General features: G+C 49.5%; 15 protein-coding genes. 4 read left to right on the top strand and 11 right to left on the bottom strand.

Going from position 1 to position 17542, the window contains the following annotated elements; translation table 11 throughout:
- The first annotated feature begins 1113 nt into the window (after positions 1-1113).
- Entirely contained in the window at positions 1114-2475 is a 1362-nt protein-coding gene (xseA, locus tag ACO0K3_RS07125) for an exodeoxyribonuclease VII large subunit (RefSeq protein ID WP_422983223.1), read from the top strand.
- A 100-nt stretch (positions 2476-2575) separates the two neighbouring features.
- Here xseA and ACO0K3_RS07120 read toward each other — a convergent pair whose 3' ends face one another.
- On the bottom strand, positions 2576-3106 hold the full coding sequence (locus ACO0K3_RS07120) for a DUF3455 domain-containing protein (RefSeq protein ID WP_422983221.1): 531 nt from the start codon (positions 3104-3106) through the stop codon (positions 2576-2578).
- Positions 3107-3369: 263 nt separating this feature from the next.
- Here ACO0K3_RS07120 and sodB point away from each other — a divergent pair, with 263 nt between their 5' ends.
- The 3 genes from sodB (at position 3370) to ACO0K3_RS07105 (ending at position 7063) form a co-directional block, all read left to right on the top strand.
- Positions 3370-3948, top strand: coding sequence for a superoxide dismutase [Fe] (gene sodB, locus ACO0K3_RS07115; protein ID WP_422983219.1), 579 nt, complete (start codon positions 3370-3372; stop codon positions 3946-3948).
- Between the two features lie 281 nt (positions 3949-4229).
- The gene (locus tag ACO0K3_RS07110; RefSeq protein WP_422983217.1) at positions 4230-5105 is read left to right on the top strand and encodes a DMT family transporter; all 876 of its coding nucleotides are present in this window, start codon (positions 4230-4232) and stop codon (positions 5103-5105) included.
- A gap of 677 nt (positions 5106-5782) precedes the next feature.
- Positions 5783-7063 carry an MFS transporter gene (locus tag ACO0K3_RS07105; RefSeq protein WP_422983215.1) on the top strand — a complete coding sequence of 427 codons (1281 nt, stop codon included), beginning with the start codon at positions 5783-5785 and terminating at the stop codon, positions 7061-7063.
- A 113-nt stretch (positions 7064-7176) separates the two neighbouring features.
- On the opposite strand, the gene ACO0K3_RS07100 is transcribed toward ACO0K3_RS07105, so the two are convergent.
- The 10 genes from ACO0K3_RS07100 to ACO0K3_RS07055 all read right to left on the bottom strand — a co-directional run.
- Positions 7177-8304 carry an ABC transporter ATP-binding protein gene (locus tag ACO0K3_RS07100; RefSeq protein WP_422983213.1) on the bottom strand — a complete coding sequence of 376 codons (1128 nt, stop codon included), beginning with the start codon at positions 8302-8304 and terminating at the stop codon, positions 7177-7179.
- Positions 8305-8487: 183 nt separating this feature from the next.
- Positions 8488-10062, bottom strand: coding sequence for a glycoside hydrolase family 3 protein (locus ACO0K3_RS07095; RefSeq protein ID WP_422983211.1), 1575 nt, complete (start codon positions 10060-10062; stop codon positions 8488-8490).
- Positions 10059-10886, bottom strand: coding sequence for a carbohydrate ABC transporter permease (locus tag ACO0K3_RS07090; RefSeq protein ID WP_422983209.1), 828 nt, complete (start codon positions 10884-10886; stop codon positions 10059-10061). Before ACO0K3_RS07090 ends, ACO0K3_RS07095 begins: the two co-directional genes overlap by 4 nt.
- Positions 10886-11755 (bottom strand): carbohydrate ABC transporter permease, encoded by an 870-nt coding sequence (locus tag ACO0K3_RS07085; protein ID WP_422983207.1) that lies wholly within the window; start codon positions 11753-11755, stop codon positions 10886-10888. The genes ACO0K3_RS07090 and ACO0K3_RS07085 overlap by 1 nt, the downstream gene beginning before the upstream one ends.
- A gap of 2 nt (positions 11756-11757) precedes the next feature.
- On the bottom strand, positions 11758-13041 hold the full coding sequence (locus ACO0K3_RS07080) for an ABC transporter substrate-binding protein (RefSeq protein ID WP_422983205.1): 1284 nt from the start codon (positions 13039-13041) through the stop codon (positions 11758-11760).
- Between the two features lie 324 nt (positions 13042-13365).
- Positions 13366-14376: an SIS domain-containing protein gene (locus ACO0K3_RS07075; protein ID WP_422984027.1), complete on the bottom strand. Its 1011-nt coding sequence runs from the start codon at positions 14374-14376 to the stop codon at positions 13366-13368.
- Positions 14369-15481 carry an N-acetylglucosamine-6-phosphate deacetylase gene (nagA, locus tag ACO0K3_RS07070; RefSeq protein ID WP_422983203.1) on the bottom strand — a complete coding sequence of 371 codons (1113 nt, stop codon included), beginning with the start codon at positions 15479-15481 and terminating at the stop codon, positions 14369-14371. Before nagA ends, ACO0K3_RS07075 begins: the two co-directional genes overlap by 8 nt.
- Positions 15478-16212, bottom strand: a complete 735-nt coding sequence (locus tag ACO0K3_RS07065) for a GntR family transcriptional regulator (protein WP_422956269.1) — start codon at positions 16210-16212, stop codon at positions 15478-15480. The genes nagA and ACO0K3_RS07065 overlap by 4 nt, the downstream gene beginning before the upstream one ends.
- 10 nt (positions 16213-16222) lie before the next feature.
- Positions 16223-17158, bottom strand: coding sequence for a BadF/BadG/BcrA/BcrD ATPase family protein (locus ACO0K3_RS07060; protein ID WP_422983201.1), 936 nt, complete (start codon positions 17156-17158; stop codon positions 16223-16225).
- A gap of 255 nt (positions 17159-17413) precedes the next feature.
- A partial coding sequence (locus ACO0K3_RS07055; RefSeq protein WP_422956290.1) for an ExbD/TolR family protein occupies positions 17414-17542 on the bottom strand: 129 nt, incomplete at its 5' end.

Genomic DNA, 17542 nt, shown 5'->3' with positions numbered 1-17542 from the left:
CTAAGCTGAAAGTATGAGGTGCAGCAATCCGGTTCAGGCTTCATGCACGCCATGAAAACAAATACGATTCAACCCCGCAATGTAGCGCGTTGCGTGCGTGTGAGCAAGTACACAAGATAAAAATCTGCAATTAGATTTTTACGCGTGTGTTGCGCATGTGTTGCGTACGTGGACAAGTTGAACAAGTCAGCATTTTTACCGAGTTCTGCACAAATTCTGTGTGCAAGATTGTGGATAAGTATGAATGAACTAGCTAAGCATTTGATTTCATTCAACTTAATATCGCTGCCACAGATTTAGGCAGCATGCATATAGCTACTCATACCTCACTTTTACCAGCAAAACAGTGATCACTCCGCCGAAGTTCTGCACAGTTTATGTGGACAACATTGTGAACAAGGCAAGCACAAGAGTTTAAGTCGCTGATTTCAAAGCGATTATACGTATGCCTAAATAACAGGCAAATCCAGAGTTTTGACCGGAATACAGGCGTTTATTCTTACTTATCCCCATTTTTTTAAGCAAAGTGAACGGTATGTGCATAAGTTCGCGTTTCTACACATTTTTTGTGGATAAGACTGTGAAGAAGCACTGTAGATAATACTAAGTAATTGATTTATATCACTTTACACTACGTGCCTGTAAATTAAGCATATGGCATAATTCCATGAAATAATATTATTTTGACAGCAAAATATCGGCGTTTCTGCGATTTGTCCACAAACACTGCATACTTTTGCACATAAATTGTGGACAAGATTGTGTAAAAGCATGGTGATTGTCGCTAAGTCTTTGTTTTTATTAAACATTGGTTTAGTGCAAATAATTTAGGCAAAGCAAACGATTGCCTTACAGCTTCAAAAATTCGCAAAATGGCTCATCATTGTTCACGAATACTGTGGATAACTTTGTGAACAAGCTCAAGAATAATCGCTAAAGCCCTTGATTTATAAGGACTTTCCCTTTTTGCCCAAAAAACGGGCAAAAGTTTATTCCTTTAAAAATCAACTACTTAAGTCTAGATTCTCGATTGCTTTTGACATACGCAACACTTAATGACATTCTGATGACCGCCGCCACTTTCTGTGGACAGCTTTTACCCTCAAGCGCTTTATGACCTTTGAATTTCATTCCCCAAGCCCAATAACCACGCCCTCCGTGATCACAGTGTCGGCGCTGAATCAAGCAGTGGCGCAATTATTGGAGCGAAACATCCCATTGACGTGGGTTTCCGGCGAAATATCGAATTTCACCCGCGCCGCATCTGGACATTGGTATTTCACCCTGAAGGATGCCGGAGCGCAGGTGCGCGCCGTGATGTTTCGCGGCCGCGCCCAATACGCCGATTTCATGCCACGCGAAGGTGACAAGGTAGAAGTCCGTGCCCTGGTCAGCTTATATGCCCCTCGCGGCGATTATCAGATTAACGTCGAAGCGATACGACGTGCCGGTATGGGCAATTTATACGAGGCATTTCTGCAATTGAAAGCCCGACTGAATGAGGAGGGGTTATTCGATACAGAACGTAAACGCCCTATTCCGGTTTTTGTGAAGACCATCGGTATCGTGAGCAGCCCGCAGGCCGCTGCACTACGTGACATCCTGACTACCTTGCAAAGGCGCGCACCGCATGTCCGCGTGATTTTGTATCCGACTCCAGTGCAAGGTGAAGGTGCCGCAAATAAAATTGCACAAGCCATCGCCACGGCCTCAGCAAGAGAGGAATGTGATGTCTTATTAGTCTGCCGAGGTGGTGGCAGCATTGAAGATTTATGGGCGTTTAATGAAGAAATCGTCGCCAGAACCATCGTGAACTGCGCGATGCCTGTAATTAGCGGTGTAGGGCATGAAACCGATTTTACGATTGCCGATTTCGTGGCCGATGTGCGGGCCGCAACACCAACCGCCGCCGCAGAATTAGCTGCAACGCCGCGAGCCGACTGGCTGGATCATCTGCTGCAATATCGCCGGCATGCTGAGCGTGCCATGCAAAGGCAACTAGCCGCTCACAATCAGACTCTCGATTGGCTGACACGACGCCTGGTCAGCCCGATCAATGCTATTCAGGCCAAACGTCTGGCTTTGGAAAGCGCTGCTCAGAGCCTGCGTTATGCAAGTGCCATGCCGCGTCAGCATGCGCATTCACGACTCGCCAATTTGCGCACCAGGCTCACTGCACAACGCCCCGATTTCGACCAGGAACGCCAGCGGCTGCTAGAACAGCAAAGACGATTTGCCTCCGCTATTCAGCTTCAGACAGACACGCAAAGACAGACATTAACGCATCTCAGCGCCCAGCTGGAAATGCTGAATCCTCAAAGAACTCTTGAGCGGGGCTATGCGATTCTCAGCGACCACAAAGGTAAGCTGATACGTTCAAGTAAACATCTGCAAGCACATAGCCTAGTCTCTGTACGTCTTGCCGACGGCGCAGCGGAAATTGGCATTAGCAGCGTACAAACCAGTTTGGATTAACACGGAATGATGCAGATTCTTGACCTCATTCACTGATACTATTCACTGGCATATCACTGACTGACATACAGCACGGGTTTGAATGTCAGTCAGCCTGAAGTTAATTCGCCTTGTAAAACAAATAGTCCGCTTGATATTTGACCAGTTTTTTAGCCCCGACATTATCCGCAGCACAGCTGTCCGACGGCGCAACACCACCCATGGTATTCAAGCGCTGAATGTAGGTAATATCCGTCATCACACCGCTCCCCGTTGAGGGATTCGCTTTGACTAGTTGCAGTGGAATCGCATTCGCAGCGCCTGGTGCAGTAGCTAATTGCTTGCCAGTGACTTTGCTACCGTCATTGGATTCCCAGGTCGGGCCAGCATAATATTTACCAAGCACCTTACCGTTCTGATCGGACAACACCGCAGTCGGGCCAGCAAAAACCCACTCATATGCGCCTGGCATCGCAGCCTTGACTCGGCACTCATAAGTCAGGTCACCCGCACCACGCAGGCTCAGCACTAATTTATTACCGGCGGGCACCGTAACAGCGGCGGGAGCGTCTGGTGCTTTCATCGCGGAACTGCAAGCAGCCATAGCAGCAATGATCGATGCGCCGGAAAGTAAGCGAAGGGCTGTTTTCATTCAAATCTCCTGATAAGTGTGAGGTAGAAGGTCGTGCATCGCGATATGGCAACGACCAGCGTTGACACCGCTTGCCGACCTGAGACTGTGTTAGTCAAATGAATTTACGTAAGCTATCGGGAAATGGATTCAAGTATTTTTTACTTTTTTTCTGAGTCAAAAAAAACAGATTCCGCCTTGAAAATCATCACATAGCTGCAAGCATGGCATTAAGCTATTACAATGAAGGTTTTCCCCGAACCACGAACAACAAAGGAAGCACAATGGAACATACCCTACCGGCATTGCCCTATGCACTGGACGCTTTGGCACCACATATCTCCAAAGAAACTTTGGAATATCACTACGGCAAACACCACCAGACCTATGTGACCAATCTGAACAACCTGATCAAAGGGACAGAGTTTGAAAACTCTTCTCTGGAAGAAATCGTAAAAAAATCCTCCGGTGGCGTATTCAATAATTCTGCTCAGATCTGGAATCACACGTTCTACTGGAACGGTTTGAAGCCAAATGGCGGCGGCACACCAAGCGGTGCACTGGCTGACGCCATCAACGCAAAATGGGGCTCATTCGATGCTTTCAAAGACGCCTTCACCAAATCCTGTATCGGTAATTTCGGTTCTTCATGGACATGGCTGGTAAAAAAAGCGGACGGCAGCTTAGATATCGTCAACACATCGAACGCAGCAACGCCGCTGACTACGACAGACAAGCCACTCGTGACTTGTGATCTGTGGGAACACGCTTACTACATCGACTACCGCAATGCACGTCCAAAATACCTGGAAGCATTCTGGGCTTTGGTCAACTGGGATTTTGCTGCGGCCAATCTGGGCTAAGCTAACTTAAGCTGGGTGAGCTGACCCGACTTTGATTGGATCGTGATGTATTGTTGACCTGACCAGCGCACACTGGTGCTGAGCAATACACAAAAACGCACAAAAAACACATTCAAGGTACATGAAAAAACCTGCACTTATCTCGCATAAATGCAGGTTTTTTTCATCTGTTAATTCGTCCTGCTTTGTCCAAGACAGAAGCGTTTCATGTGAAAATACGGCAGGTTTTTTCAATTAGCTTCGTCAGTATTTTTTCATCCTGCTGGCTTGTATCCTGTTCAATGACTTCACACAAATCTCCCCTGCTTCGCTTCGCTCCTGTTATTTTTATTTTCATCTGGGCTTCTGGTTATGTTGTTGCTAAATATGGCTTGCCGTACGCTGAGCCATTGACTTTCCTCTGCCTGCGCTATCTCGGCGTTATTTTGTTCATGGGCGTGCTTGGGATAAGCATGCGTGCTCCCTGGCCTGCACGTCAGGCCTGGCCGCATATCGCCGTGGCGGGCATACTCATGCAGGCGGGCTATCTTGGTGGCGTCTGGTGTGCTGTCAAACTCGGCATGCCCGCAGGTCTCGCTGCCCTGATTGTCAATACCCAACCTATTCTGACCGCGATACTCGGCCCCGCGATTGGTGAAAAAACGCAAGGCAAGCAATGGCTAGGTCTGGGCTTTGGTCTGCTCGGCGTTGGCCTGGTCGTCGCCAATAAAATTTCAGTTGTCGGTCTATCTGGCGGCAGCATTGCGCTAGCCGTCATGGCATTGCTATCAATGACGATAGGAACACTCTACCAAAAGAAAACCTGCCCCTCGTTTGACGTGCGCACCGGCCAGGTGATCCAGTTCGCTGCGTCGCTATTGCTGACATTGCCATTCGCCCTGCTGCTGGAAACACAAACTATTCAATGGACACCACAATTTTTTGCTGCAATGGCATGGTCCGTCTTTGTACTATCCGGCGTCGGCATCTCGGTCTTGTTTATCCTGATACGTCACGGTGAAGCCACCAAAGTCACCAGCTATATGTACCTGGTTCCACCGGTCACCGCCGTCATGGCCTGGTTAATGTTTGGCGAAAAATTTACCATGACAGCCGCTATCGGCATGATGATCGCCCTGCTCGGCGTCGCCCTGGTCGTCAAACCGACAAAAGTGTAGGTGGTCAATCAAAAACTGCTCTGCAGATTTATTCATCGAGAAAGTAAGGATGCGCTGACCAGCATCGGCGCATCTTATTTGCTCATCTTATTTGTACATTTTATTGACACGTCTCACTTGCAGACCAATCTCACTCATTTTTCAGGCTATGAGTACTCAAGCGGCAAGCCATAATCAATAACTAGGTCAAGGATGCTACAGCGTCGTTAAACGGAGCCCTCCGGCAAGGCTGTGCAAATACCAGTGTTTGCAACAATCCGCCCTCAGACCGATCAAACATATGCTGATTCAGAATGCAAAAAATATTCGCAGCACGCTCACCTAGTTCAGACTGCTGCATTTTTCAGCAAAAAAAAATCACCATACCAGTTCCCCAATTTGATATTTTTTGCAGCAAAGTCACAACATCTAAGGAAATACAAAAAAATTTATTTAACTGATATAAAAGGATTTAATGCAAATTTAAGTGAAGTTAATCAATTCATCGACCAAATATCGCATCAGTGGAATTAAAGTGGCATTAATCAAACAAAACCAGTTGACCTGTTTTTGTGTGCCTTGTATGTTGTGCGCTGAAACAATTTTGCTTTGATTCTTCTACTGCTTACGCAAAGCATTGAATCAAACAAAACCACGTTAGCTTGACTACCCGCCCCACACCTTGAGGGACCATCACGATGACCACTGAACAGACCACTCGCCGACATCCTATGCGCTGGATTCCCACGCTGTATTTTGCGCAAGGCTTACCATTTTATGCCGTCGCATTGGTCGCGGGCCTGATGTACAAAAGTATGGGGATGCCCAACGATCAGATCGCACGATGGACCGGACTAATCGGTGCTGCCTGGGTATTCAAATCCTTATGGAGTCCACTTCTGGAGCTGGCCAGTAGTAAAAAATCCGTCGTGGTTATTTTTCAGCTCATCGGTGGCGTAAGCTTGGGTCTGGTCGCACTCTCGCTGCAATTACCCATGTATTTCGCGGTCAGTATTGCCTTACTCGCGGTGGTGGCGTTTGCCTCTGCAACTCACGACATTGCCTGCGACGGTTTGTACATGGCAAGTCTCAGCAATAAACAGCAGGCCGCCTACGCAGGATGGCAAGGCGCATTTTTTAACGCGGCCCGATTTTTTTCTTTAGGCGGCTTAGTTTATTTAGCTGGCTATCTCGAAAAACATATGGACCCGGCACATGCATGGATGATCATTTTCGGGATTCTCAGCGTGATGCTGATCGTGCTTGCGCTCTACAATTTGTGGGCACTGCCGGGGACAAAAAATGCGCCGATGGAAACCTCACTCAAAGGTGCATTCTGGATTTTGAAAGACGTCATCATTGATTTTTTTCAAAAGCCAGGCATCTGGATTGCCATCATTTTCATCATCTTGTTCCGTGCTGGAGAAGGCCAGGTACAAACCATAGGGCCGCTATTTTTGCGGGAGGCCAAAGAGCTTGGTGGTTTGGGTTTAACCACCGATGAAGTCGGTATCGTGTACGGCACTGCGGGAACCATCGCATTTTTAACAGGTAGTGTCCTCGGCGGTTATTTCACCTCATGGCTGGGACTAAAGCGCGCACTACCTTATCTCATTATCGCGATGAACCTGCCTATTTTGGTATTTGTTTTCCTGAGCAGCAGTTTGCCTGACAATCTCGGCATCATTACTGCTGCATTGTGTATAGAAATGTTTGGTTATGGTTTTGGCTTTGTCGGCATTATTTTATTCATCATGCAGGTGGTGGCGGTTGGCAAATACCAGACCGCACATTACGCATTGGGCTCTGGTATTATGCAGTTGGGTTTCATTATTTTTAAAATGATCAGTGGCGATATCCAGATTGCCTTGGGGTATAAAAATTTCTTTATCTGGGCACTGATTTCTGCAGTACCGGTCTTGATTTTATCGCGATTTTTAAAAATCAAGGATGAACAGAAAGTAGCTGAAATAGCCTGATCAGCCTGTTGCAGAGTGCTACTTAAGACTAGCAACCATCAACTACCCTGAAGCGCATTCTCAAAAAAACAAAATGCGTTTTTTAGTTCTTCCGGGCCGACTGCACAAATCATCTAGGCACCACAAACCTTGCCTGTGGCATCAAACAAATGGCAGCGCGATAAAGGGATCGCGACATCGATCTGGCTACCCGCCTTTAACGCGGGCAAGGTCGCACACAGATCCGCATTCAATTTAATCGAAAGGCTTTGCTGATCATTCTTAGCATTGGCGAGGTGTCCGTAAATCACAGAGGCGTCACCCAGATGTTCAACAAAATCGATGGAAATCTGCAATAAAGGCGCTTCCGGTGAGCCACTTATTGTATGCGGCAAAGCTAGTTGCTCTGCACGCACGCCCAGCGTAACAACATCACCGATGGCGACTTGTGATGCAATCACAGGCAAGGTCAAGCTAGTTCCATCTTTTAACCTGAACTCCGCATCCGTGCCATTGAGTGCGGTCACTTCTGCACTCAGCAAATTCATTTTCGGCGCGCCTAAAAATCCTGCAACAAACAGATTGGCGGGACGCTCGTATAACTCTAATGGCGTGCCAAGCTGCTCAATTTTTCCAGCATTGAAGACGACAATGCGTTGACCCAAGGTCATCGCCTCCACCTGATCATGGGTCACATAAATCATTGTCGTTTTTAAATCCTGATGCAATCGGCTCAACTCAATCCGCATCTGCACACGCAGACTAGCATCGAGGTTAGAGAGTGGTTCATCAAATAAAAATAGCTTAGGCTGACGCACAATCGCACGACCAATCGCGACCCGCTGACGCTGACCGCCGGACAGATCTTTTGGCTTACGTTGCAACAGATGGCTGATCTGCAATATGCCAGCAGCCTGCTGAACGGCATCGTCAACTTGCTGCTTTTTTTGTCCTGCCATTTTCAAGCTGAACGCCATATTTTCATAGACAGTCATATGCGGATACAAAGCATAGGACTGGAACACCATCGCCAGACCGCGCTTGGCTGGCGGGATATCATTGGCTATTTCTCCATCGATGAATAGCTCGCCATCGGTGATGTCTTCTAATCCGGCGATCATGCGTAGTAAAGTCGATTTTCCACAGCCTGAGGGACCGACAAAAACAATGAATTCACCGTCCTGGATATCGAGATTGATACCTTGGATAACTTTGGTGTCGCCGTAGTGTTTGGTGATATTGCGTAGTTGGACTTGAGCCATTTTTGTTCCGATGTTCTCTCGAACTAACATTTTTACATTTCATAGCGACAGGCCGGAAGTGACGACCCCGCGGCGTCCGAAATACCTCCACCAACAAATACATCCAAAACCTAAAGAGGCTCTAGAAGCTCCGATGAGATAAGTAGGAGGGCGCCATGCTTACCACTCCCTCCACCAAATTTCTCAAACATCAAAACCAGCCACTGGTAACTTACCCTCAGCAACAATATCTCCACGGAACCAGGCTGCTACAGCAGCTATCGCTGGCGCAGCAAAACCATAGGTAATCAATGCAGGCGATTGAATGTCCAGCGACTGGAATGGATTCCATAACACCAGATGTAAATCGGGCTTCCACTCCTGACGTATTTTTTCACTGTAACGCAAACGGATTGTGGAGGCGAGTATCGTGAATCGGCCATCATCGGGTAATGCACTCCAGTCAAATTCGTTTACCCGATCAAATTCTACGGTATCGACATCATAAATGTCGCTCAACATCGCGCTGACTTTTTCGGAGCGAATGCCTGCTTCCGAGACGCCATCGCTAACGACATTGGCACTGATCACCAAGCGGACTTTACTACCGGGTACCGGCGCTTTTGGATTATGGTAAGGCGTCAATCCGCGCTTCCAGCCGTCTGCCATTAACTGCAAGTCTTGTGCTTCGGTTTGATAGGCGATTTGAAACCCCGTTTGCTGACATGGATACTGTTGCGTTAGTCTGGTGACGCGTGCCAGACGTTGCTGCAAGCCTGCCGCGTCAATCTGCCCGGTTTGTATGGCATCAGCCAAGGCTGCCAGTGTCTCGATCTGGGTTTCCCTAGTGCCTAATGCCATCACCAGATCAGCGCCCGCATCCAAGGCAATCACGGCGGCTTTGCCTGCGCCATAGCGACCGGCAATCGCGTGCATGTCCATGCCATCAGTAATGACGACACCCTGATAATTCCACTCGTCACGCAAGATGCCAGTCAGAATTTTTTTCGACATCGTCGCAGGAAAATCGGCATCCAGCGCGGGATACACAATGTGTGCTGTCATCATCGCTGGCGCAGCCTCTTTGGCCAGATGAAAAGGTGCAAACTCCATTGCATCCAGTTCTGCACGCGACTTATTCACCGTCGGCAAATCACGATGCGAGTCGACATTGGTGTCGCCATGCCCGGGGAAATGCTTCACACAACAAGCCACACCCTCGGACAAACTGCCTTCCATCCATGCCATTGCTAAACGACTAGCCTTCTGCGGATCAGAACCAAAAGAACGTTCAGAGATAACAGGGTTATCGAGGTTATTATTGAGGTCAAGTACCGGAGCGAAGTTCCAGTTAAAACCCAGAGACTTCACAGCACGCGCTACCGCCGCCCCCACTGCCCGACATAGCTCCGGATCATCGCTGGCGCCCAACGACATTGCAGCGGGCGGCTGCGGCACCCAGGTCGCACGGACAACCGCTCCGCCCTCTTGATCAATACCAATCAAGGCATCCGGCCCCATGACTTCTCGCAAATCCGCCGTAAACTTAGATAGCTGCTGAGCATCGATCATATTCTGGCGAAACAGGCAAACTGCGCGGATATGATTATCACGTAAAAATTGCGCCATCTCCGCATCAAGCGAGGTACCCGGCATGCGTATCATGATCAGTTGGCCCGCGATTTTTTTTGCCGCTGCGCTTGTCATTATGTTCGTCATTGCGCTGGTCGATACCATCGCATCTGAGCTTGCATTCGTTTGCTTCACTGCTAAAGTCATTTCACTGCTCCATCCATGCCGCGCATAAAAAAGCGCTGGGTAAATAAAAAGGCGACGAGTATCGGCGCGATCGTCAAAATAGTGCCGGCAGCAATCACCCGTGTGCTGCTGCCGTAAGTACCGCGCAGATACAGCACACCTGCCGATAAAGGAAAATCATCGGGCTTACTAATCACGATGGAAGGCCAGATGTAGTCATTCCATGCCTCCACCGCAGTCAAAATACCGACGGTTGCCAGCCACGGCGAGATCAATGGCAGCACAATTTTCCAGAAAATAATCCACTCCGGTGCACCATCCACTCTGGCGGCATCAATCAGGTCTTGTGGTACTTCATCAAAGGCTTGTTTCAACAGCAGTATTGACACGGCAGTCACTACATTCGGCAAGATCACACCGGTATAAGTATTGACTAGGCCTATCTTGGTCAGGGTGATAAAGTTGACCAGAAAATTCACTTCTGACGGCAAAATCATGGTTGCTAGTATCAGTCCAAAAACTAACTTGCTACCGCTAAAGCGCATACGTGACAGCGGATAGGCAGCCAGCGAGCATAGTAGTAATTTCCAGCACACGGTTGCTACAGTAATCAATAAGGAATTTTTATAAAACGCGATCATCGGGATGACGCGAAATACTTCAATAAAATTGTCCAGTGATACCGCTTGTGGCATAAAGCTGGGCGGGAATTCAAAAATATTGCCCTCAGTCGAGACGGCCACTACCAGCGTCCACCAGAACGGGAATACGCATAGCACTGCCAATGCCATTAGCACCGTATATTGCACAACAATTTTAAACAGACGCTCAACGGAATAGGACATCACCGGTGCCTCGGCTTCAGATAGCGCAGACAGGCCAGTGCGATGGCAATACAAGACAATGACATCACAAAACTGGCGGCAAGACCGCGCGGCAATTTCAGATGCTTTAACCCCTGATCGTAGGCATAGTAGAGCGCAGTGAAAGTTGAATTCATCGGACCGCCCTGAGTCAGGACATCGACCTCCTGATAGGCCTTTAGCGCAGCTAAAACAGACATGATGGTGCAGACCATGATGGTTGGAAATAGCATGGGTACGGTGATCTTCCAAAATCGTTGCCATCGATTTGCACCATCGAGTACAGCGGCTTCTTGCATCTCAGCGGGAATGGATTGCAACGCTGCCAGATACATCACCATATACCAGCCGAGCCCGCGCCAGAGCGAGACAAACATAATTGAAAAAATCGCCAGGCTGTCATCAGATAACCAACCCAGCGGTTGATTGATAGCATGCAGTTTCAGAAGCACATAATTCAACGCGCCCTGATCATGGAACATAAATCCCCACATAATCCCGACTACCGCAACCGTTGTCACCACCGGAACATAATAAGCCGCACGGAACCAGCATATTGCCGGTAATTGGGTATTGACCAGCGTTGCCAATACGATTGCGCCAATCTGGATAAAAGGGACGATGGATAAAAATAGTAGAGAGTTTTTAAGACCGCTAACAAACATCGCATTTCCAAAGATGTAGCGATAATTATCCCAACCAACCCAATGCGTCGTGCGGACTAAACTGAAATCGGTAAAGCTCAGATAGGAGCCATATAACACTGGCCAGAACGAGAACAATGCGAGCAACAACAAAGCCGGCGCTAGGAATACATAGGCAATTACATTATGTCGTCGGAAAGCGGACATAGTCAGTGATCCTCCTTCGCCATCGTTCTGGCATGCATTTGTGCATTAACATCAGTAGCCAGCTTTTTGTTCCAGATCGCCACTGCCTCATCGAGTGCCAGCTTAATCTCTTTTTTACCGGTCATCCCCGCCTCAACTGCCTGCACCAGAAACCGCCGCAACTCATCGTAATCAGTGATGCCATCCACGTACAAACTGCGTGAATACTGCATCGATCCGGCAGCAACGGTCTGCGCAACTTCTGCGGCACCCGCATGATCCGGTATCTGTGCAAAGTAAGGATGAGCAAGTGCTTTGACCGTGGTCGGCATGACTTTGGCAATCTTAGCAAAGGCTAATTGATTCTCGTCGTTCGTCAGAAATTGGGCAAACTCAGCAATCGCGGGAAGCGATCGGGGATTGACGCCTTTTGGTACAGCGAAGTTGAACATCCAACCACCATCGGCAATACCCGTCGGACCAACAGGTGCTGGAAAAATCGCGGTATTCGCATAGATTTCGGCGGAGTCCGCCTGAATACGTTTTAAGGCGGTCGGTGCGCTGACCATCATGCCGAGGCGACCGCCCAAATAGGCATCTACCACAGCGGGGAAATTATCTTCGGCGAATAATTTATCCTTCAAAAAACCGTTCGCCTTATAGGTGTCAGCGAGTTTTTTGATTAGGACGATATGGGCGGGCGAGTTAAATACAGCCTTGCCATCTTTGATGAGCGGCAGACCTTGCTGCATCAAAAAACCATCGATCTTGCCTAGAGCAGGCGCGTAGCCAGCTTTGCCCGTTTTGGCCGCAATCTGGCGTGCATAGGCGAGCAGTTCGTCCATATTTTTCGGTGCTTGCGTGATCCCAGCAGCACTCAGAATTTTACGGTTGTAGGCAATCACATTGACGTTGCTGTAATGCGGAAAGCCGTAGAGCTTGCCACGAAAGGTCAGATCATCAAGCGCGCCTTTGGTATAAACCGCTTTGTTCTTCATCAGACCGTCAACCGGTTCGATCAAACCGTCACGCGCAAATTCTTCTGCCCACGGCACACTGAGATTGACCAGTGACGGCGGTGTACCTGCTGCAATAGAGGTGATGAGTTTCAGTTGCAAAATATCCCAGGGGAAATCGACCCACTCGACTTTAACACCAGGATGTTGTGCTTCATACGTTTTAACCAACGTTTGAAAATACGGAATGAACTTTGGCTTTAAGCTCATGGTCCAGAATTCGATTTTTTCCGCCGCGCTGGCATTGCCATGTGCGCAAATCAATAGCAATGCCAGCATGATGGATTGCATCGTGGATATGGCGCTTGAGCTTATAGCGGATAAGCGCTGGATTGCGCCCGTTACCGAAAATCGAATCCTGCCCACTGGAGCAATACTCCCCTATTTTTTTATAAAAACTAGCCAAATCCGCATATTTCTATTAGTGATTTAAAAAATACTGGATAGGAGTATGTGATTAGTCTGTTTGAAATATCCTCCCGCGAGAGCGAGAGGTTTTTAAAAAAACGCTGCTATAAATTCACAAATAAACTCAATCGTTTCGCACTGATGCAAGTCGTAATACGCTCAAATCGCATTAAACTCAATTCGTATTAAGCTCAATTCGTATTAAGCTCAATTCGTCTTGGTCACCTTGCTTAAATGACGCGGCTTATCAGGGTCTAATCCTCGTGCAATAGACAAGTGCGCAGCCATCACATAAAACGCCTGGATCGCAACAATCGGATCCAGGTCTGGTGTCGCCGCAGTAGGCAAAGTCAGATTCCGTTCTTTTATATCAACCGGCGCCGCCAGCAGTACGTTCGCACCGCGACCGCGCATTTCTTCGGCGAGTTTGATCAGGCCAGCCTGGGCAGGACCACGCGTTGCAAAAATCAATAAAGGATAGCCGTCATCAATCAGCGCCATCGGACCATGCTTGATTTCAGCACCACTAAATGCCTCTGCCTGAATTACGGAAGTCTCTTTAAATTTCAGCGCGGATTCCAGCGCAACCGGGAAGCTGATACCACGCCCGACGGTCATGATGCGCGACGCTGGTGTCAATACCTCTAAAGCATTCGACCAGTCACAACGCGTTGCTGCATCCAAGGCTTCTGGCAGCATCTCAATCGCACTTAAGAAGTCCGCATCATTTTGCCAATTGCCCGCGACCCGTGCGCCTGCAACCAGCGAGGTAATAAAACTTTTCGTTGCAGCGACACTGAGCTCCGGACCTGCATGCAAAGGCAAAGTCCATTCGGCACTCTGCGCCAGCGGTGACGCAGCATCATTGACCAGCGCAACCGTGGAGGCTCCGCCTTCACGGAAATAACGAATCGGCTCAATCACATCCGGGCTTTGTCCCGACTGCGAGATCGCAATTGCCAGCGCATCACGGGCATGCAAAGGGGATTTGTTCAGTGTGACCAGCGACATCGGCAAAGAGGCAACGATGCGTCCCAGACGTGACATGATCAGGTAGGCGGCATAATTGGCAGCATGATCGGAACTGCCGCGCGCCACCGTCAATACCGATGACGGTGGATTGTCTCTGAGATGACTTCCCAGAGCGATATAACGTTCTCTATCCTGCGTCAGTTGATGTGCCACAAACTCGGCGGACGAACAGGCTTCTTTAAGCATTTGCGAGGTCAATCTTTTCTCCTTCTACGTAAACAGCGACCAGGTTCAGTTTGCGATCAAGTACGACGATATCGGCGTAACTATCTACGTGCAAACGACCACGATCTGGTAAGCCGAGATAATCGGCGGCATATGTGGATACGCGCTTGGACGCGTCCGCGATAGTGAGACCGATACTGACCAGATTACGCAATGCCTGATCCATCGTCAGCGTGCTGCCAGCCAGCGTGCCATCTGCCAGACGCACACCCCCCAGGCATTTATGCACTACCTGGCGACCGAGCATGTACTGACCATCCGGCATGCCGGATGCTGCCGTCGAGTCCGTCACACAATACAGATGCGGTATGGCCCGCATTGCCGCCTTGATCGCACCGGGATGTACATGCAAGAGATCGGGAATAATTTCAGAAAATTGCGCATGCGCGAGCGCCGCCCCGACCATGCCCGGAGCACGATGATCAAGCCGCGACATGGCGTTATATAAATGGGTAAATCCTTTGGCACCGTTGTCTAAAGCAGCAACGCCCTCTTCATAGGTACCTAATGTGTGGCCAAGCTGTACGACCATCCCCATCTCTGTCAGGTCGCGCACCAGCTGTAAATGACCTTCCATTTCCGGCGCAACGGTAATCAGTCTGATCGGTGCAATCGCATGCAAATGCTTGACCTGCTCCAGTGATGCAATCCGGGCAAAATCCGGTTGTGCACCTAGCTTGCCAGGATTGATATACGGGCCTTCCAGATGTACGCCAAGTACCCGCGCTGCACCTTTGGTTCTAGTCTCGCATATCGATTTCAACGCGGACAATGCTGCCTCCAGGTCAGCCATCGGTGCTGTCATGGTGGTTGCGAGTAAACTCGTCGTGCCATGTTGCGCATGCATGCGCGCGATGACCTCCGCAGCATCTCCCGCCTCCATCGTGTCTTTGCCACCGGCACCGTGTACGTGCAGATCAACAAAACCAGGCAAGATATATAGCTGCGAGTTATCCACTGGATCATTTTTCTCGCCATGAATGGCGGTGACGCGTTCAGCAAAATCAATAGAGCCATTGACCCAACCTGCTGACGTCAGGACATTACCTTGCAAGCTTCCACTCATCTGAACAACTCCGCGACAAAATCATAATAATCACTGCGGCAATAAGAATGCGTCAGTTCCACGGCAGCACCGGTCGGCAGGTAGCCGACACGGGTAATAAACAACATCGCCGCTCCCTGTTTAATGCCCGCGAGTTTCGCCTGTTCGGCGGTCGCATTGACGGCACGAATATGCTGCAAGGCGCGCGTCGGGGTAACGTTATTTGATTCGAGATAACCGTACAGACTGTCGGTCACCAATTTAGGATTCGGCAAATAGATCGCCGGAATCGTCGTGCTCTCAATCGCCATCACGACGTTATCGGCGGTACGCAGACGTTTCAGACGCGATACGACGGTATTCGGCGACAGGCCTAATGACAAAATTTCTTCCGGTGCAGCGATCCCTGTCTCACGTGAAATCCATTGCGATCCCGGAGCAAAACCACGCTGGCGCAACTCCTCACTAAAGTTGGTCAGTCGTGATAAAGGCTGCTCCAGTTTGGGCGTGATGTAAGTACCGGAACCATGCTTGCGGGTCAGCAGTCCGCGCTCGCACAGCATGTCGATCGCTTTGCGCGCAGTGACACGCGAGATGTCCAGCGCCTCAGATAACAAACGCTCAGAAGGTAGTGCTTCGTCAGGCTGCCAGATGCCGCTATGAATGCCGGTCGCTAGCTTGTTAGCGAGCTGCAAATACAGCGGCGTAGAGCTATCGCTATCCGGCTTGAAATCACTTAATTGCGCTTGCATAGTGTTCTTTCTATTGAATGCTCAACAATCGGTTCTGAATCAGTAGTAATGCGCCAGCAGCAGAATCAGCATGCGGCCTGACAATACGGGGACATAACTCCGCTGGCAAAAATTCGCTCATCGGCTCCGCCAGTCCACCGCATAAAGCAATCGGTAAGGTAGCAGACGGATCAAGTGCCATCGCCATCTTGCCAACCTCGTATCCCGCTGCAGACATAATTGTGCGAGCACTGGCAACGCTGCCAGCATGCGCAATCACCATCGGTGCGAGTTGCGCGTAACGTGTCTGATTCGCTTGTGCCAGCCAGCGAAATACCGCATCTTTATTGCCACCGCAATGCGCAATTACCGCCGCTGAAAAAGCATCTGCAGGACTACGGCCATCTAGCACGTGCTGCGCGTGATTCATTGCTCGCAAACCTAACCAGGCACCGCTGGCTTCATCGCTGGAAGGAAATCCCCAGCCTCCCACTTCACGACGTGAACCGTCACTCATCATGACCTCGCCAACGCTACCGGTACCAAGTGCAATAATCGCCCCGGCCTTACCTTGATGTGCACCGAGCAAGGTAGTCCCGGCATCAGTCTCGATCACGAGCAGGCCAAAACCCGGATTCGCGGAGACAAACTCAGCCGCCCATTGGCGATTATTAATCCCTGCCAGACCGCAACCTGCCGCGATTTCACCCAAGGCAGGCATGCTGAGGCCCGCTTCAAAAAACGCTTGTCTGGTCGCTGCGAGTATCGAATTCCACGCCGCCTCTGCGCCATGCATCAGACCGGAAGGTCCCGCAGTACCAACAGCCGATAAGGCAGATACAGTATCAGCGGCAGTGCCATTAGCTCGCGCGCCTTGACGGGCGATCAGGCGCACACGGGTTCCGGTGCCACCGCCATCAACGCCGATCAGGTATTGGTATTGTTTACTCACGTTCATTTCTGCCATAGATCATTCTGTTCAATGTCGCCGATTTCTCTCTGAAAAATTCGTGTTTAAACGCAATTTTCAGTGGATAATCCAGCATAGGTCTCATCGTAGGTCTTATCTACAGTGGTTGTCAATAGGTATTTAAGTGGTATCTAAAAATCTTTTGACCTGACCCTACACTATTTCTCTTGCAACGCCTTCGCTTAGCTCACTCACAGACTGCCGCCCTGCTCCATCCAACATCATTCAGACGCCATCCACTCAGCACTGGTATCACTTCAAGAACTGCTCATTACCGACCATACCGATCTTAGTGACGCCAAGACGCTGAGCCGTTGCCATCACATGAGCCACCGACTTGTACGCCACCAGCTTGTTGGGCCGCAGATGCACTTCCGGCTG

It is taken from the genome of Undibacterium sp. Rencai35W, assembly GCF_049340185.1.
Lineage (GTDB): Bacteria > Pseudomonadota > Gammaproteobacteria > Burkholderiales > Burkholderiaceae_D > Undibacterium.
Note: the sequence above shows the minus strand (reverse complement) of the source record. Positions and strands in the feature narration are given on the sequence as shown.

Excerpts from the sequence above, each read along its gene's own strand:
- xseA (WP_422983223.1), top strand. The coding sequence starts at position 1,114 with ATGACCTTTGAATTTCATTCCCCAAGCCCAATAACCACGCCCTCCGTG.
- ACO0K3_RS07120 (WP_422983221.1), bottom strand. The coding sequence starts at position 3,106 with ATGAAAACAGCCCTTCGCTTACTTTCCGGCGCATCGATCATTGCTGCT.
- sodB (WP_422983219.1), top strand. The coding sequence starts at position 3,370 with ATGGAACATACCCTACCGGCATTGCCCTATGCACTGGACGCTTTGGCA.
- ACO0K3_RS07110 (WP_422983217.1), top strand. The coding sequence starts at position 4,230 with ATGACTTCACACAAATCTCCCCTGCTTCGCTTCGCTCCTGTTATTTTT.
- ACO0K3_RS07105 (WP_422983215.1), top strand. The coding sequence starts at position 5,783 with ATGACCACTGAACAGACCACTCGCCGACATCCTATGCGCTGGATTCCC.
- ACO0K3_RS07100 (WP_422983213.1), bottom strand. The coding sequence starts at position 8,304 with ATGGCTCAAGTCCAACTACGCAATATCACCAAACACTACGGCGACACC.
- ACO0K3_RS07095 (WP_422983211.1), bottom strand. The coding sequence starts at position 10,062 with ATGACTTTAGCAGTGAAGCAAACGAATGCAAGCTCAGATGCGATGGTA.
- ACO0K3_RS07090 (WP_422983209.1), bottom strand. The coding sequence starts at position 10,886 with ATGTCCTATTCCGTTGAGCGTCTGTTTAAAATTGTTGTGCAATATACG.
- ACO0K3_RS07085 (WP_422983207.1), bottom strand. The coding sequence starts at position 11,755 with ATGTCCGCTTTCCGACGACATAATGTAATTGCCTATGTATTCCTAGCG.
- ACO0K3_RS07080 (WP_422983205.1), bottom strand. The coding sequence starts at position 13,041 with ATGCAATCCATCATGCTGGCATTGCTATTGATTTGCGCACATGGCAAT.
- ACO0K3_RS07075 (WP_422984027.1), bottom strand. The coding sequence starts at position 14,376 with ATGCTTAAAGAAGCCTGTTCGTCCGCCGAGTTTGTGGCACATCAACTG.
- nagA (WP_422983203.1), bottom strand. The coding sequence starts at position 15,481 with ATGAGTGGAAGCTTGCAAGGTAATGTCCTGACGTCAGCAGGTTGGGTC.
- ACO0K3_RS07065 (WP_422956269.1), bottom strand. The coding sequence starts at position 16,212 with ATGCAAGCGCAATTAAGTGATTTCAAGCCGGATAGCGATAGCTCTACG.
- ACO0K3_RS07060 (WP_422983201.1), bottom strand. The coding sequence starts at position 17,158 with ATGGCAGAAATGAACGTGAGTAAACAATACCAATACCTGATCGGCGTT.